At 43.0% G+C, this 16,688-nt stretch carries 11 protein-coding genes; 7 read left to right on the forward strand and 4 right to left on the reverse strand.

All coding sequences use genetic code 11. The features are described 5' to 3' along the window. Positions 1 to 76: 76 nt before the first annotated feature. The gene (locus JMX91_RS01280; RefSeq protein WP_201547336.1) at positions 77 to 1,777 is read right to left on the reverse strand and encodes a xanthine dehydrogenase small subunit; all 1,701 of its coding nucleotides are present in this window, start codon (positions 1,775 to 1,777) and stop codon (positions 77 to 79) included. 916 nt (positions 1,778 to 2,693) lie between these two features. Next, positions 2,694 to 3,311, reverse strand: a complete 618-nt coding sequence (locus JMX91_RS01285) for a flavodoxin family protein (RefSeq protein ID WP_201547337.1) — start codon at positions 3,309 to 3,311, stop codon at positions 2,694 to 2,696. A gap of 758 nt (positions 3,312 to 4,069) precedes the next feature. On the opposite strand from JMX91_RS01285, the gene JMX91_RS01290 reads away from it, so the two are divergent. Further along, positions 4,070 to 5,323: a YeeE/YedE family protein gene (locus JMX91_RS01290; protein WP_201547338.1), complete on the forward strand. Its 1,254-nt coding sequence runs from the start codon at positions 4,070 to 4,072 to the stop codon at positions 5,321 to 5,323. Between the two features lie 230 nt (positions 5,324 to 5,553). Here the strand turns inward: JMX91_RS01290 and JMX91_RS01295 are convergent, their stop codons facing one another. Next, positions 5,554 to 6,432 (reverse strand): polyphenol oxidase family protein, encoded by an 879-nt coding sequence (locus JMX91_RS01295; RefSeq protein ID WP_201547339.1) that lies wholly within the window; start codon positions 6,430 to 6,432, stop codon positions 5,554 to 5,556. Positions 6,433 to 6,472: 40 nt separating this feature from the next. Then, positions 6,473 to 7,693, reverse strand: a complete 1,221-nt coding sequence (locus JMX91_RS01300; protein ID WP_201547340.1) for an RluA family pseudouridine synthase — start codon at positions 7,691 to 7,693, stop codon at positions 6,473 to 6,475. A gap of 757 nt (positions 7,694 to 8,450) precedes the next feature. On the opposite strand from JMX91_RS01300, the gene JMX91_RS01305 reads away from it, so the two are divergent. The 6 genes from JMX91_RS01305 (at position 8,451) to JMX91_RS01330 (ending at position 16,645) form a co-directional block, all read left to right on the forward strand. Next, positions 8,451 to 9,632 (forward strand): outer membrane protein assembly factor BamD, encoded by a 1,182-nt coding sequence (locus JMX91_RS01305; RefSeq protein ID WP_201547341.1) that lies wholly within the window; start codon positions 8,451 to 8,453, stop codon positions 9,630 to 9,632. Between the two features lie 147 nt (positions 9,633 to 9,779). Beyond that, positions 9,780 to 12,008, forward strand: coding sequence for a DNA primase (locus tag JMX91_RS01310; RefSeq protein ID WP_201547342.1), 2,229 nt, complete (start codon positions 9,780 to 9,782; stop codon positions 12,006 to 12,008). Between the two features lie 530 nt (positions 12,009 to 12,538). After that, the gene (gene rpoD, locus JMX91_RS01315; RefSeq protein ID WP_201547343.1) at positions 12,539 to 14,461 is read left to right on the forward strand and encodes an RNA polymerase sigma factor RpoD; all 1,923 of its coding nucleotides are present in this window, start codon (positions 12,539 to 12,541) and stop codon (positions 14,459 to 14,461) included. 368 nt (positions 14,462 to 14,829) lie between these two features. After that, positions 14,830 to 15,273 carry a MarR family winged helix-turn-helix transcriptional regulator gene (locus tag JMX91_RS01320; protein ID WP_201547344.1) on the forward strand — a complete coding sequence of 148 codons (444 nt, stop codon included), beginning with the start codon at positions 14,830 to 14,832 and terminating at the stop codon, positions 15,271 to 15,273. Positions 15,274 to 15,289: 16 nt separating this feature from the next. Continuing rightward, the gene (locus tag JMX91_RS01325) at positions 15,290 to 16,084 is read left to right on the forward strand and encodes a siderophore-interacting protein (protein ID WP_201547345.1); all 795 of its coding nucleotides are present in this window, start codon (positions 15,290 to 15,292) and stop codon (positions 16,082 to 16,084) included. A 30-nt stretch (positions 16,085 to 16,114) separates the two neighbouring features. After that, positions 16,115 to 16,645, forward strand: a complete 531-nt coding sequence (locus tag JMX91_RS01330) for a DUF2798 domain-containing protein (RefSeq protein ID WP_201547346.1) — start codon at positions 16,115 to 16,117, stop codon at positions 16,643 to 16,645. The last annotated feature ends 43 nt before the right edge of the window (positions 16,646 to 16,688 follow it).

A 16,688-nucleotide genomic window follows, 5' to 3' on the forward strand; every position in this document is an offset into this window, starting at 1 on the left:
TAGGACGCTTTGATTAATGCTCTTTTTTTGGCAAATATAACGATAAGGCGGTATTAGCAATTTACAACTCTGCTAATTAAGCAGTCTCAGTCTGTCTACCTGCTACCAACTGCTTACCGCACTTCACCAGCAGACGCTGTACCACATGTGAGCGATATTCACGGCTGGCTCTAACATCAGTCATAGGGGTAACGTCTGCAGACAAAACTTGTGCTGCTTGCTCAAAACTCGCAATTTCAGCCGCTTGCCCAATGAGCGCTTGCTGACAGGTTGTGGCCAATAATGGTATGGCAGCCATTCCACCAAGTCCAAGCCTTGCATTCTCTATCGTCATGCCATCTGCTGATATATCAATTCGCGCAGCCAATAGACACGCTGAAATATCATCTTCGTAGCGTTTGCTAATTTTATGAATAAATAAGTGCTGATTGTCATGCATCAGAGGAATATGGATAGCGACTACGTAACTGCCTGCTTGCAGTTTGGTCTTTTTATAATCTAAGAAAAATTCTGATAAAGGTATGATTTCATCTATATAAATCGAATCGCTATTATCCGATTCTGCACGATTAGGCGCGCAATGACGAAGATGAATTGACGCATCTAACGCCAATAAAATCGGTGGTAAATCACCAATCGGCGACGCGTTGGCTATATTGCCACCGATGGTGCCCATATTACGAATTTGCGGAGAAGCAATACGCTCAAATACTTGCGCAAAGCTTGGAAAATACTGCTCAAGCACAGGCAACATCTGCTGATAGCTCATGCCAGCACCTAATACTAGTGATTGGCTAGAAGCTTGCTCATTATCTGACTCTTGACTGTTTGAGTCAGACTTTGCGTCAAGTAATGACCATGATTTTAGTGCCTCGACACCTGAAAGCTGGATAATGACCTCGTGATCAACCAAATGCTGGGTTACACTCAATCCCAAATCCGTACCGCCTGCCCAAATCGTAGCCTGCGGATAGGCCGCTAATACTTGGTTAAGCTCATCTAGTGACTTGGGCATATATAACTGTCGCCCAGCATCACTGATTGCAGGGGCAATCGCTTTCAGCTCTTCATTCTTTAATTCAGTTGGCACATTTGTAGAGACTGCTGATTCCTTTGTACTGTTCATCGCATTTGTCGCGAGACTGATCGTCAAGTCTTTCACCGCCGACTGCTCCGCCTCTCTCTGCTGACCGATATTGCTCATCAATAGGCCCGCCTCGATAATTGGCCTGTAGCCTGTGCAGCGGCATAGGTTGCCAGATATTGATGCAACCACTTCATCATAGCTCAGCTGCTTGGCATCGCTTTGACTTGAAGCCTCTTGATTTGTCTGCATACGATTGTTTTCGTAAACACAAGCCAGCGACATTACAAACCCAGGCGTACAAAAACCGCACTGTGATCCGTGACATTCAACCATCGCTTGCTGCGCCGGATGGAGCAAAGCACGTTCTGGGTGATGTTCTGGATTATCTGCTAAATAAGAGGCCGTCATCAGATGATGACCATCCATAAGCGACACTAGCGTAATACAGGAGTTGATCGTATAGAACGGAGGCGTAGCATTTTTTCCGTCGCCATTTTCATTATTAAGCGCTGACTGGTTAGCATTAGACAGGCGCTGAACCATCACAGTACAGGCACCGCAGTCACCACTACCACAGCCTTCCTTCGTATCCGTCTGGCCTTCATGCAATCGTAGATACTCAAGCACCGTCGTATTAGGGTTAAGCTGGGTTAGCTCGTGGCGTTTCCCATTTAAGTAAAAACTAATCATAGCAAGACTCGGCTAAAATAAAATAATGAAGATAAGCATAAGGCTTAAGGAATCTGTTGGCTTAAATGCTGAACGTAAGCACTTGGTTTACATCATGCTGCAACCGTTCAAGTACGGTTATTCTGTTTTATTTGCTAATACATTCTTAAGAGATAAAAAAAATCAGGACATCGTGCTTTTTAATATCAGGTAATCTGGTTGCAAATATCAGCAGTCATCGAACAAATTTGTTAGAAAACTTGTACTATAGGATACTTGACTATTTGGTCAGCTTTCAACATATTATCATTATTCTTATTTATAACACAACCCGTTAAAATGCCTATAGATACTATCGAATAGTTGGTAACTATTTGGCGAATAACTTCAATTTAAGGAAATACTTATACGCTCTTTAGACTTTATCCATTGCTCAGCAACTCAAAACTAGACGCTGTTTTTATAAATATTTCTAATTTTTATATGGTAAATAAAGCTGAGCGTTAGTTAAGCCGTACTATAAACAGCGAGATAGCTTGCATAAAAACAATATCGAATACATATATCGCCTTTAAACTGCTATGAACAGCTGATTTTTATATATAATGTCTGCAAATAAGCCCGACTCTTCACTACTATTATGTCTAATGATGATTAGTCGTGAGATGTCATTGGGCTAAAATCGTTTTTGAGATATTACTATGAAGTCATTTTCCTTTACCTATTTGCTAGTAGCAACGATGCTGTTAGGAGGTTGTCAATCGTTTCAATTCGTTGACAGTCCTATTCCCGTGAAGCCTGCTCCTACTAAACTTGTTGCTCAATAAAAAGCTTAGCGCTTAATAGAACTGATCGCTCAATAAAAATTGGCACAAAAAAAGCAGACATCGATAATGTCTGCTTTTTTATTCGATTGCTCTGTCGGTTCTAGCTATTTTTAACGCTTAGCATCAGCTGGTTGATGCTTAATAATCGTTTTGGCCAGATGATCACCAAACCAAATAGCAGTATCAATATCGCCCGAACCTGGCGTCTCTTCAGGTGGCCCATCAAGTGACTGAGTCATTAGACCCAAAAAGCTAGACAGACGGTTCAAATCATGAGCCTCATGACCTGTCGGCATCAATGGCAGACCAATCCAGTTCATACCATGTTGCATAGCATATAGAGAAATCTGCTGCAATACAGCAAGTTTATCACCGCTCAGGCCGCCCGAATTGGCAAACGCTGCTGCCCATTTACCCTCCCATTTACGATGATACCAACGCTTAGATGTCTCATCCATAAAGGTCTTAAATTCAGCCGTCACACTGCCCATATACACTGCGCTGCCGAAAACCAGCAAATCTGCCTGATCTAAGTAGTCCCAATCAACATCATAAACATCGACAGCCTTGGCTTGCGCGGCTGGCAATTGCTGATGCGCACCTTGTACTATCGCCTCAGCGACACGCTTAGTATGACCATAATTACTATGGAAGATAACAGCGATTGAGACATTAGGCGTGTTATCAGTAGGTGTAGAGGTTTCAGACGATTTAGCAGGTGTATTCATACGTACTCTAATAATAAATAATTGGTTGAATATAAAACTTATAAAATATTGGATACTTAGCCACAGTCGATAGCTAGTGACTGCACTTTCACTGATAAGTACTTATCGATAGATCAAACTCTCGAACTATCAGGCGATATAACAGAATCAAGCAATGCTTCTTTGAGTCAATTTAACTGGCAGAAATATCAATGGTGGTGGAGCAATCGCATAGTCCTTGATTGCACAGTCTTTAATTACATAGTCTTTAATTACATAGTCTTTAATTACATAGTCTCTATACGTCAGCATATACATACCAGTATATATGCGATGAACTTCATTAAATTCAAGCCCATTGTATCAGACGTATTTTCGTTTTTAAGTTATTTATTAAAGCCTGGCTAATCAGAGCACATATACTTTTAATATATTTTATATAAATGGGTAAGTCACCTTAACTGATAATATGACACAAACAAACTCCTGATGCCTGATAAACCTATAATTATCAGTAATATAGAAAACTATTAATATCAAATAATACATACAGCGGTTTATTTATTCCATATCATCATATACTAATTCTACTTTTTCTAACTACTTCGTATTTACATTAATGACAATAGGATTATGATGTACCGCTTCTTACTGCTTAACCAAATCAATCGAATTAACAGAAATACAGTTTCCAATTCTGCAAACCTGCGTAACTATACTCATATAAATTCTTATAAAAATGATATCTGATAACATCATCGGATAAGGAAGCTATTACCTTGACTACTCTCGTTCAACCTGTAAACGACACAAAAGATCCTATCATTAGAGATGATCTGGCCTTAAATGCACCGCAAAAACCCTTAATTATGGGTGGTGGTATCGTAGGATTGATTGTGCTTGCGTATCTATTAGCCACTCAACACATCTCTCAATCATTGCTACTTGGCATAGGTCTTTTGTTAGGCTATACCCTTTTTCATGCCCGCTTTGGCTTTACCTCTGCTTTTAGACGTATGATGGCAGTGGGCAACGGTCAAGCGATGCGCTCTCACATGCTGATGTTGGCAGTTGCTGTTACGCTATTTGCACCAATCCTTGCTTATGGCACGACGTTATTTGGCGGTCCTGTCGCAGGTTATGTCGCGCCATTAGGGGTCAGTCTAGTCGTAGGCGCGTTTGTATTTGGTATCGGCATGCAACTTGGTGGCGGCTGTGCCTCTGGTACGCTCTATGCGGTAGGCGGTGGACGCTCTGTTATGTTCATCACCTTTATTTTTTTCATAGTGGGCGCCACGATTGGTGCTTATCACTTGCCATTCTGGACAGAAGAAATGCCCGCTTATGCGCCTTTCTCTTTGGCAACCTCTACAGGTCTTGGCTATACAGGAGCGTGGCTGGTGTCGCTTGCTATATTCGGCATTATCGCATGGGTGACGTTAGTCGTTGAGAAAAAAAGAAACGCACCGAAGATGGCACCTGTACCTTCTGAGTCTGGTTGGAAACGAATCTTTCGTGGTTCTTGGCCGCTATTTGCTGCCGCAATCGTCTTAGCTTTACTTAACGGTCTAACATTACTTACACGCGGTCAACCGTGGGGTATTACGTCAGCATTTACATTATGGGGCTCTAAAATTGCAAGCGGCTTTGGCATGGATGTGGCTAGCTGGGGCTATTGGCAAGGGGCTAATGCAGCGGCGCTTGAGGCTTCTATATTTGCAGATTCGACCACTGTATTGAACATCGGTATCATCATTGGCGCGTTTATTGCCTCTGCTGCGGGTGGTTTGTTTAAGTTTACTAAAATTACTGCAGGTAACTTTGCAGCATCGGTCATTGGCGGATTGATGATGGGGTACGGTGCACGTCTCGCGTTCGGTTGTAATATTGGCGCTTACTTTGGTGGTATCGCTTCTTTTAGCTTACATGGCTATATCTGGGGCATATTGGCAATGGCAGGTACGTTCTTGGCACTGTATTTACGTCCTCTATTTGGCTTGTCAGTACCAAAATCTAGCGACTCCGTTTGTTAATACATATAGTGTAATAATGCAGCTTCGGTACTTAATCGGTACTCAAACAAAAAAGACAGCAGAATAATCTGCTGTTTTTTTATTGTTTATCACTTTGTTTCCACTACCCATGATTATATAGTCAAAGAAATCTAAAACAGCTACAAGGCAGCCGACCGTAGATTGTACATATAGTACATCTAGGGAGGGTAACACCGTAGCGGTTTAGTAGTTCACTGACTATAAAGCTGCTAACGACGGACGATGACCAGTGCCATCCGACCCGTTGCAGGCTGGTGCATATGAGTCTGACGGCGATACGAGTAATAGTGAGTATCTGCGTAGCTACAGTCAACAGGCAAATCATTCACAACTGTAGCACCAGCAGCTTCTAACTGCATGGCAGCAAGCTTCGGTAAATCCAGCTTTATTTTGTCATTATGAGACGATATAGAAAATAGCGACACAAAGTTATCGATATGTGCCTGTGATAACGTCTGGTTAGCTATACACCCAGATAATAGCTTATCGCGAACGTCTGTATTTACTTCATAGTTTTCCTGACTGATACACACTCCTATCCAAGCTTGTATAGGGCCTGAATCAGTAAAGCGATTAACAGTCTCTGGTATCACACCGCAGGCCAATCCTTGCCAGCCTGCATGAATCGCTGCGATTTTGCCACTGGTAGGTTGACACAAGACAATCGGTACACAGTCTGCCGTCATGATTGCCAGACCGCGACCACTTTGTTGACTGACCATCGCATCAGCAGACAGTGGCGCCATATTCAGCGTAGTAGCATCAACATCATGAATATGTTTACCATGAACCTGACTGACCCAATGCAAGCGATTAATAGCCGCATGCTGCTCGTTTTGTGCAGACTTATCGATCAGCTGCTCATTGATAGCAGCCAATAGATTCATGCGGTTATCTAATACTTGCAGTGCATTATCATTGACATGCAGACCTAAATTCAGCTCACCGTAATTTGACTGACCTTCGTAACCTGTACGCTGGTTTTTAGCAGCAGAGTCATCAATATCATCATGCACAAAAGCAGCCGTCTGAAAAACGGCTACATTATCAATTTGCGCAATCATTGTCATCGGGAACGTGTTCGTCATGGCTGCTCGCTCTCACCTCTCATCTAGTAAACGTTAGCGTTTACTCTTCATAATAACCGTCGCTTAGTACGGCCATCAGTTTTTGCATGTCTTCAGGTAGTGGCGTCGTCACCTCAATGTCTTCACCCGTCGTCGGATGCACGAATCCTAACGTATAGGCATGCAGTGCTTGGCGCGGGAAATTATTAATAGCTTGGCGCTGAGCTTCTGTCAATCCAGAACGCAACTGACGACGGCCACCATAGACACGGTCACCGACTAATGGATAAGTAATGTGACTTAGATGCACACGAATTTGATGCGTACGTCCAGTCTCAAGTCCAACATCTAGCAGACAGTAGTTTTCGTTCAATGGCGTGACATTTAGCAGATGCGTTACCGCTTCGCGGCCGGCGGTCATCACCGTCATTTTAGTACGCTGGTTACGATGTCGGCCAATCGGCGCATCGATACGGCGATGACGAGATAAGCTTGCTTGGTCCCCTGCCACCACACACTTATAGTGACGATAAACAGACTTATCTTTTAGCTGCTCCATTAGTGCCATCTGTGCAGGTTTGGTTTTGCCAATCAGTAGCAATCCAGAGGTGTCTTTATCAATACGGTGTACAAGACCTGCACGCGGTAAATGATGCTGCTGAGGATAATGATATAGCAATGCATTGACCAAAGTGCCATTTTGATTACCAGCGCCAGGGTGAACCACCATACCGACAGGTTTATTAATTACCAATACGTCATCATCTTCATAGACAACATCGATATCTATGTTTTCTGGTTGGTCTTCGCCATGCTGCTGTAACGTCGTTGATAGATGCAATACGTCATCTGCTTTGACACGGACTTTCGGTTTTTGGACACTGCCGTTGTAGAGCAGACTACCATCAGTAATCCAGTTCTGGAGTTGTACACGCGAAAAGTCCGAAAACGCTTGTGAGGCGACCTTGTCAATACGCAGGCCAGCTTGATCTTCTGTGACCACATGCGTCATGTCTACAATCACTGGTACAGCTTGACCCGCTACTGGGGCTTCATCGTCGTCGCCGTCCATATCACTGTCGTCAATGTCGCTATCGTTCAGATCATTACCATCATCGATGAGCAACTCTTCATTATCAAGCGCATCATCATGCACTTGCTTACTCATCATTGATTGATTATCAGGTAACTCGTTATTGTTCAAAACATCATTTGGCATTGGTGACTCTTGTGCTGATGAATCAGTATCTAGCGATTGATTCGGTGATAAATTGGTAGTCATGGCATCATTATTCATAGCAGATTGATACATTGATACGTGGCAAAGCCCCTGACAGTGTTTTGTGAGGTGACTTCGAAGATAGTATTATAAATAGCAGTATAAAAAATTGTCGTTTTTTTATTATAGTCTTTGCCTATAAATGGCAGATAACCACCTTTAATGTACAAAAAAGCGAATACAATACCCCTCTAGTGTATCATGTCGCACGCATAAGCCCTATAGAAGCTGCATGCTATCTGATAATTTTTGAGCATGTCTTTGGGCGGTAAGATGCCTCGCTTAACTCTCTAGAACATGACATTGCTGTAATTTACTGTATATTTACTCATGCTAGCGACATTCGATATCGCTCGAGACAGCCGCTCATGTTAAACTGCCTATACAATATAGATGGCGAAAAAATAGACGTAGCAAATGTTATTCTATAAAGTATAGCCATGTTTTGCTGTATGCTATGGCACTGTATGCGAATGCCGTACTTAGATACAGTTTGAAAATGGCATTGGGTTTTGTTGACCGTGTTTGCCATTTAAGCCGTTTAATTATGGTTAAGTGCATGTGGTCTATGACTGGCTTACTATGCAAGCGCTATGTATCAGGCCCAATCTATCAGTACAATACGTCATAACAAAAACTGCATTCGATAAAAAATTTTTGCTAGTGGATCGCTGACTATTTAGCGTCGTTTTTTATCACTAACCTTTTATATAGCATAATAGCGCCGCTGCTATTATGCGTCTTGTGTCGGAGAAGAAGTATGCAAGCTGTTGGCAATACGTTTATCAAACTGTCCTCAATAACCCTACTGGCGCTTAGCGTCAATCTAGTGGGTTGCCAGACTTTCAAAAATTTAACTGGCGCCAAAGATGGTGAGGCAGTAGAAACAGCTGAAAAATCAGAGCAAGGATATTATAACGAGGCTGTCAATCAAATTGACAAAGGTCACTATATCCAAGGTATCGAAGAGCTAACCAATCTGCGTACATTCTACCCAACCGGACAGTACGCTGAGCAAGCCTTGCTTGACATGATGTATGCACAATACGAAGGCGATAAGTATGAAATGGCGGCGGCAAGTGCTGAGCAGTTTATCCGTCTCTACCCATCTAACCCCCAAGTCAGCTACGCCTACTATGTGCGTGGCGTTGCCAATATGGAAGGTTCATCTGAGAGCCTAAAGCTCTTTAAACTGAACCAAGCTGAGCGTGATACCGCGTATTTGCGTATTGCCTTTGCCAATTTCCAAGAGCTTATCAATAAATATCCAAACAGCCCGTATGCACCAGATGCCGCTCAGCGTATGACGTTCATCTACAATCAGTTTGCTGAGAGCGAAATGAGCGCAGCCAATTGGTATATCGAGCGTGAAGCTTATGTAGCAGCGGTCAACCGTGCCAAATGGGTATTCCAGTATTACCCGCTGAGTGAGTCAACGCCAGATGCTCTTGCGGTACTAGCCTATAGCCATGAAAAACTTGGTCTAACCGATTTGGCTAATGAATACAAAACGCTGTTGCAGATCAACTACCCAGAAATGCTAACCAGCAATGGTAGTGTGAAATTGAGCACCAAACGTGATCGTACTTGGCTCAATAAAATTACCTTTGGCAAGCTTGGTCGTTCGAACACAACTGACAAATCAGTCGCATCTGGTGAGTATAACGGCGCAACCAAGACACAAATAATTCGTAACGCAGCCCAGTTGAGACTAGCAGGAACAAACACGACGCCTGCTAATACTCCAGTCGCCAATAATGCTGCTGCACGTAATGGTATTAGCGTAGGCTTAGGTCTGCCTGAGGCATCAGCTGAGCGCGTGACCAGCCAATCAAGTACTGGCTCGACTGCAAGAGAAGCCAACGTCGATCCTCTAAATACCAATCCAACACGCCGCACTACGTTAAATGACGACAGTGTGAGTGATATGGATAATAATTGATTACGTGAAGTCTCTTCTTAGCTTAGCCTAACTAACACAGTCTGTATTCATTGATAATAAGGCCAACATTATGTTGGCCTTATTTTTCTAGCAGTACCTTATTACCTCTGCCCCAACATAATCGACCTATGGTAAACTGTTTTTTGTATGAGCATTCCTAACCATATTCTTGAACAACTAAATAGCCAAGCTGACCTGATCAGCATCATTGGCAAACACACCACGCTTAAACGCGCCGGTAGTGAATATAAAGGCTGCTGCCCTTTTCACGGTGAAAAATCGCCTTCTTTTTATGTCAATCCACAAAAAAACATCTATCACTGCTTTGGCTGTAGCGTCGGTGGCAATGCCATCAGTTTTTTGCGTGATTATGAGAATTTGACATTTATTGAAGCGGTCAATGAACTATCAAAACAAACAGGCATTGAAGTACCGAAAGAAGAACAGCAAAACGTTAGTTATCAACGTCGCGCACCCAAACCTATTGCACCGCCGCCCGTTCACAATGTGCCTAGCCCAACTGTAGAACATAACAAAGTAGATCAAGACGGTGCAAATAAAGACAACCATCAAAACAATCGTCAAGACAGTCATCAAGTTAATCATCAAGACAATGTCGACCAAAATTACATCGACCAGCCCATTTATAATGACAATCAAGGCTATGATGACAATCAGGGCTACGAGAATTTCCCGCCGTTAGAGGCGTATGATTCAGCGTCATATTCGATGGACTCGTATTCCTCAGAGCCATATTCGCCAAGCCACGCAGATGAAAATGGTTATCCGCCAGCATGGCTGACAGATACCGATACTAGCGCTGGTATGCAGGGCGCTCATGACATTGGCCAAAACGATGATAAAGATGGCAATCTATATGAGCTACTAGAGCAAATCCAACAATTCTATCAGCACAACCTAGCCACGCATCCCCATGCCAAGCATTACTTTTTATCGCGCGGTATCACCGAAGACATCTTTGAGACCTTTGGTCTTGGCTATGCACCATTTGGCTGGCAGCATCTTGAGCATCAATTTCCGCAGGATATTGAGGGTCTAAAAGCTTTAGGATTGGTACGTCAGTCAGAGTCTGGCCGCGACTACGATCTATTGCGCGACCGAGTCATCTTCCCAATTCGTGATAACCAAGGCCGCACTATTGGTTTTGGCGGTCGAGCGCTCGATGACGAAGTAAAGCCTAAATATATCAACTCCTCAGACTCGCCCGTCTTTCATAAACAGCACGTACTGTATGGCTATTACGAATCACGTCAGCAGCGCGCAGACAGCTGGCTGGTGGTCGAAGGCTATATGGATGTGATCGCTCTTTATCAAGCAGGTATCTATGGGGCAATCGCCTCGATGGGTACAGCGATTAATGAAAGCCAAATATCGCGTCTACTGACACTAAATCCAACGCTTACCTTGAGCTTTGATGGAGATAGTGCAGGCCAAAAAGCCGCTTGGCGTACACTTGAAGTTGCCCTGCCTGTACTGGCCGATGATAAAGAGCTGCGGTTTTTAACCCTGCCTAATAATCATGATCCTGATACGTTTATTAAGAGTCAGGGCAGCGATGCCATGCGTGAGCAAATCGCTAATGCCATGCCGCTATCGCAGTATATTTTTGCGTATTTGAGTGAGCGTTATGACATGAGTCTGGCTGAAGGCAAAGCCAAGCTCATGTCCCAAGTTCGCTCGTTGACGACCGCTTTACCCAAAGGCAGTAGCTTTCGCTATTTGCTTAACAATGACGTTTATCAAAAGCTTGGCGGCAGGCGCAGTCAGAATGTCGAGGCCAAAGATGCGCTGCTAGATTTCGATGGTGATATGACCATCAGTCAGCAATTGCAGCTTTGCTTTTTGTTTCAGCCGCGCGCGTTAATCGACGACCCTATTGAGTCGATTTGGCAACAGTCAGGGATTAATGGCTTACACCTACCTGCCCATATCAAACAAAAAGCATCGCCTGATACGCTGCGTCCTCTTGCGTGGGAAGACTTGCAAGATGCTGCCTTGTTAGACATCGTAAGTACCATTAAGCGCTGTCTTAATTACTTACCAAAAGATGTAAATGCAGCGGCGCATTTTATCTTATCGAACGTAAAGCCTGCGACCCAAGACATGCTCAGCCGTAATTGGGGCGGCTTCTATAAAGCGCTAACTACACGTAATATTTTGGGGCTTGATGGCCTAATCGAAGAGCTAGTCAGTCAGCTGCTTGAGCGCAACATGAAGAAAAAAATACAAGAGCTGATACAGAACCCAGATCATATTAAGCTTGCGATCGTCCGTAAACAAACCCAATTATTGAATGATTGGTTACGCGCACAGCAGGCAGAGCAATCGGCCCAGATGGTCACTGTACAGTCTTAATGTTTAATTTCAAATGTTGACCCTTTAAAAGTCTAGCAGCTGCCCCCACTACTAATGATTATGCCCAGTAGCATGAGTCGCTTCTAAATCATTTAGCTGATGGCAAATAATCAGTAAAAAATGGTCGGTAACTATCACTAGCTCGTGCTTGACGACTGTGGTCTGTGTTAAACTGTGTCGCTGTATATTGACAGCACTGCTTGGTGAATGATTGTGAGCATGCATCGTTGAGCACAAATTTTAGGTATTATTTTTACGTATCAGCTTTTAGATACTATTTTTGAGTATTAAATTTTAAGTACTGTATTTTTTTAAGTACCATATTGAAGTCTTTTTAGCTTTTCTAATTTTTAGCTGTTTATCAGCATTGTTATTGTAGTGTTTTGAGCCTTTATTCATATCAACTCATTTTTGATATTATTGACAACCTCTACGCCATATTTTGATCAATCGACTGATAAGATCAACGCAAAGAGCGAGCGATAGCGAGTCACAATATAAAAATGTCCGATGCAAGTAAGCGAGTATTTATGAACGATAAGTCAGTTTCTAAGTCCACATCTCAACTGGCCACCTTAATCCAAATGGGCAAAGAGCAAGGGTATCTTACCTACGCTGAGGTGAATGACCAGCTGCCCGACTCTATTACCGAAAGCGATCAGATCGAAGACATTGTGCAAATGCTGACCGATGTCGGTATCAAAATCTTTGAATCAGCTCCTGATGCCGATGACATCTTGATGAACGATGATTCAAGCGATGATGATATGGCAGCAGATGAGGCAGCGGCAGTACTCGCCTCTGTTGAAACTGAGCCTGGTCGTACTACTGACCCTGTACGTATGTATATGCGTGAAATGGGTACGGTTGACCTACTAACTCGCGAAGGCGAGATTGCCATTGCGAAGCGTATCGAAGAAGGTATTCGTGATGTGCAGCATGCCATGTCTTACTGGCCTGGTACCGTACAGTTTGTCCTTGACGAGTATCAAAAAGTACAAGACGGCGAAAAAAAGCTATCTGACGTCATCACTGGTTTCTTAGATCCTGAGACCGAAGAAGACAAAATCGCTGCCCAAGAAGCAAAAGAAGCGGCGAAAGAAGAACGTGAGCGCATTAAAGAAGAAAAAGAAAACCCACCAGTTATCAAAGCTAAGGTCAATGCAAAAGCAGCTGCGCTTGATGATGATGAGGAAGACGAAGACGACGTTGAAGAAGAAGCTGAAGAAGAAACTAGCGGTCTTGATCCAGAAGAGGTTCGTTTACGTCTAGAAGAGATCGAGCATCTATTTATCAAAGCCAAGCAAGCATTGCTAGATTATGGCCGTGGTAGCGTACAGGCTGATACAGCGTATGCCCTACTTGCTGAACGCTTTATGATGCTAAAGCTAAACAATCGCTTGTCAGACCAAGTCATGGCTATCATGCATGACGTCTATGACGACGTACGTAAGCAAGAACGTCAAATCATGCGTTTGGTGATTCGCCGTGGTCGTATGCCGCGTGAAGAGTTCCGTAAGACCTTCCCTAGCAATGAAACCAATGTTGATTGGTTGATTGAACGTATTAAAGGTAAGCCTGCATTTGCTGGTACGCTAGAAAAAGTTACTGATGACGTTATTTTACTACAACGTCGTATCCGTGATTACGAGCAACAGCTCGACATGAAAATCCACGACATGAAAGATGTGGCACGTCGTATGGCTGTTGGTGAAGCAAAAGCTCGCCGCGCGAAAAAAGAAATGGTTGAAGCTAACCTGCGTCTGGTTATCTCTATCGCCAAAAAATATACTAACCGTGGTCTACAGTTCTTGGATCTTATCCAAGAAGGTAACATCGGTCTGATGAAAGCCGTTGATAAGTTTGAATATCGTCGTGGTTATAAGTTCTCGACCTATGCTACTTGGTGGATTCGTCAGGCGATTACTCGCTCGATCGCTGACCAAGCGCGCACCATTCGTATTCCTGTGCATATGATTGAGACCATCAACAAGATAAACCGTGTCTCACGTCAATTGCTACAAGAAATGGGCCGCGAGCCAACGCCTGAGGAGTTAGGCGAACGCTTAGAGATGGACGAAGTTAAAGTCCGTAAAGTGCTGAAAATTGCTAAAGAACCTATCTCTATGGAAACCCCTATCGGTGATGATGAAGATTCGCACCTAGGTGATTTTATCGAAGATGGTACGATTTCAAGCCCTGTTGATGATGCGACTGCTGCTGGTCTGCAAGAAGCGACGCGTGATGTATTGGGTAACCTGACTGAACGTGAAGCGCGTGTCTTGAAAATGCGCTTCGGTATCGATATGCCAACCGATCATACTCTAGAAGAAGTCGGTAAACAGTTCGATGTAACGCGTGAGCGTATTCGTCAGATTGAGGCAAAAGCATTACGTAAATTGCGTCATCCATCACGTTCTGAGCACTTGCGCTCTTTCCTTGAAAATGATTAAATTTTCAGAGAAATACTGAGCCTAACTAATAGGTTTCAGATAGTTGCCAACAATAAAAAAGCTGAGTATATCTCAGCTTTTTTTATGCCTGCTTTTTAATTCTAGAAATTATTAATCACAGCATTTGTTAATCACGATGTTTGTTAGTTACAAATCTTCTTAATTGCACAGCCTCCTAGTCATAAAACCCTTTAATCCAAGAGCTCCTCCTTCAATATATACCCTTATTTTTCTTACTTCCTAATAACTTATTTCATTGAAAATTATCTAACTATAGATACAGACACTCCTTTAAAAATCACTTTATAGTTGATACTATCAACATTATTCTATATAGTTGCTCCTATCAACTATATCAAAGAGTTTTTATGTCTAATAATTCATTGAGCGAAACACTACATCAATTGATGCATACCTATACTAACCTACTGCTAGAAGGTATTCGCCAGCAAGGTGTCGAGTTGTCCGTGACCAATATCAGAACGTTAAAAGGTGTCTGTTATAACCCAAACAGTACTGCGCTATCGATCTCTAAACACATGCAGCGAGACAAAGCGCAAATCACTCGTGCCTTAAATGACCTTTTGGCGGCTGAGCTAATCTTGAAGACAGATAACCCGCTTGATGGTCGCAGCCAATTACTACAGCTGACCCCTAAAGGTGAAGAGGTTATGACAAAGCTTGATGCAGCAGAGGAATGGACAAGACAGCAATTAACGAAAGATTTAAGCCTCGTAGAGCTTGCGTTATTTTTCCGTGTCAGTCGCACCATGATAGACAACGTTAGCAGCAGCAAGACTACTGATAAATAAGTAAGGACAGATCCACATGAATAACACAATAAATCAAAAAACAGTGCGCGAAATCATGACTGTTGCTCACAAGCAAATGATTACTCCGCACTACATCCGTATATACCTCACAGGCCAAGCAGATACTATTGCCAATATCTCGACCATGACAGTTGGTGCAAACAACAAAGTGCTTATCCCTGTCGATAAAGCTCAGCCAATTGACCTAAATGACAATACTACATTCGTTGTTCGCACTTATACTCATCGCGGCGTTGATGTAGCAAAACAACAGATCTGGATTGATTTTGTCGCTCATGGTGACGAAGCCCCTGCTTCAGGTTGGGCCACTCATGCTGAGGTTGGCGACGAGATTGGTATCTTAATGAAGCCTAAAACCAAAGCGCTTTGTCCTGATGCAGATAATTTTCTATTGATTGGCGATGCCACAGCGATACCAGTGCTCGGCTCAATATTAGAAAGCTTGCCTGCCAGCGCGACTGGTCAATGCATCATTGAAGTACACGGTACAGAAGATGAGCAAGAATTGTCGACAGCGGCCAATATCACCATGACATGGTTACACAACCCAGATCCAACGCAAGGCAGCCAATTAATCGACACAGTGAAATCTCTCGATTTGCCAACTGCAGAACAGAGCCGTTTTGCTTATATCGCTAGCGAATTCTCATCTGTCAAAGCCCTGCGTCATTATCTAAAGGTCGAGCAACAGTGGTCTAAAGACGAACTATATGCCTTTTCTTACTGGAAAGCAGGTGTTGCAGAAGACCAATCTGTAAGCGATCGACAAGCAGAAAAAAACACCGATTAATTAATCGCTCTTTATGATAGGAAAATAACTATGGCTCCAAATACTATACCAGCAAATACCGAGACCCTGCTCATTGATGGTAATAAAAACAATGGCGCTAAGAATGATGGTACTAAAAAAACACCGTTGCTCTACAAAGTGTTATTAATCCTTGCTTTGATGACTGTCATAGGTGGTCTCTTAACAGGTGTGATGACCTATATGAATGTCGGGTATTCCGATACATTTTTTATAGACTGGTCTAGAGCGCTACTTGCAGCGTATGCGATTATGCCGATTGGCTTCTTAATGATGGGTCTGGTCACAAAATACATTAATCATAAGCTACCTAATACCAAAGCGTACAAACGTAACCTCATCACAGGCATATTGATGGCTTGCATAATGGAGTCTATGTTGGCCTTTAGCACCGCCTCAAAGACGATTGGTTTTGCCAATCAAACGGCATTTTTGAACGGCTGGTTAGAAGGGTTTCTAGTTGCATTACCAGTAGGATTGACGTTAATGGTCATTGTTTCTATGACTATTAAACCAAAAATTGAGACGTTTCTAAAAAGCTAAAATATCACGACTATGTTTATTAGATTTTTTGGCACACGACCGC

The sequence above is a fragment of the Psychrobacter sp. Pi2-1 genome (genome assembly GCF_904846645.1).
In the GTDB taxonomy this organism is placed as follows: domain Bacteria; phylum Pseudomonadota; class Gammaproteobacteria; order Pseudomonadales; family Moraxellaceae; genus Psychrobacter.

Coding starts and splice junctions, on each gene's coding strand:
- JMX91_RS01280 (WP_201547336.1), bottom strand. CDS start 1,777: ATGATTAGTTTTTACTTAAATGGGAAACGCCACGAGCTAACCCAGCTT.
- JMX91_RS01285 (WP_201547337.1), bottom strand. CDS start 3,311: ATGAATACACCTGCTAAATCGTCTGAAACCTCTACACCTACTGATAAC.
- JMX91_RS01295 (WP_201547339.1), bottom strand. CDS start 6,432: ATGACGAACACGTTCCCGATGACAATGATTGCGCAAATTGATAATGTA.
- JMX91_RS01300 (WP_201547340.1), bottom strand. CDS start 7,693: ATGACTACCAATTTATCACCGAATCAATCGCTAGATACTGATTCATCA.
- JMX91_RS01305 (WP_201547341.1), top strand. CDS start 8,451: ATGCAAGCTGTTGGCAATACGTTTATCAAACTGTCCTCAATAACCCTA.
- JMX91_RS01310 (WP_201547342.1), top strand. CDS start 9,780: ATGAGCATTCCTAACCATATTCTTGAACAACTAAATAGCCAAGCTGAC.
- rpoD (WP_201547343.1), top strand. CDS start 12,539: ATGAACGATAAGTCAGTTTCTAAGTCCACATCTCAACTGGCCACCTTA.
- JMX91_RS01320 (WP_201547344.1), top strand. CDS start 14,830: ATGTCTAATAATTCATTGAGCGAAACACTACATCAATTGATGCATACC.
- JMX91_RS01325 (WP_201547345.1), top strand. CDS start 15,290: ATGAATAACACAATAAATCAAAAAACAGTGCGCGAAATCATGACTGTT.
- JMX91_RS01330 (WP_201547346.1), top strand. CDS start 16,115: ATGGCTCCAAATACTATACCAGCAAATACCGAGACCCTGCTCATTGAT.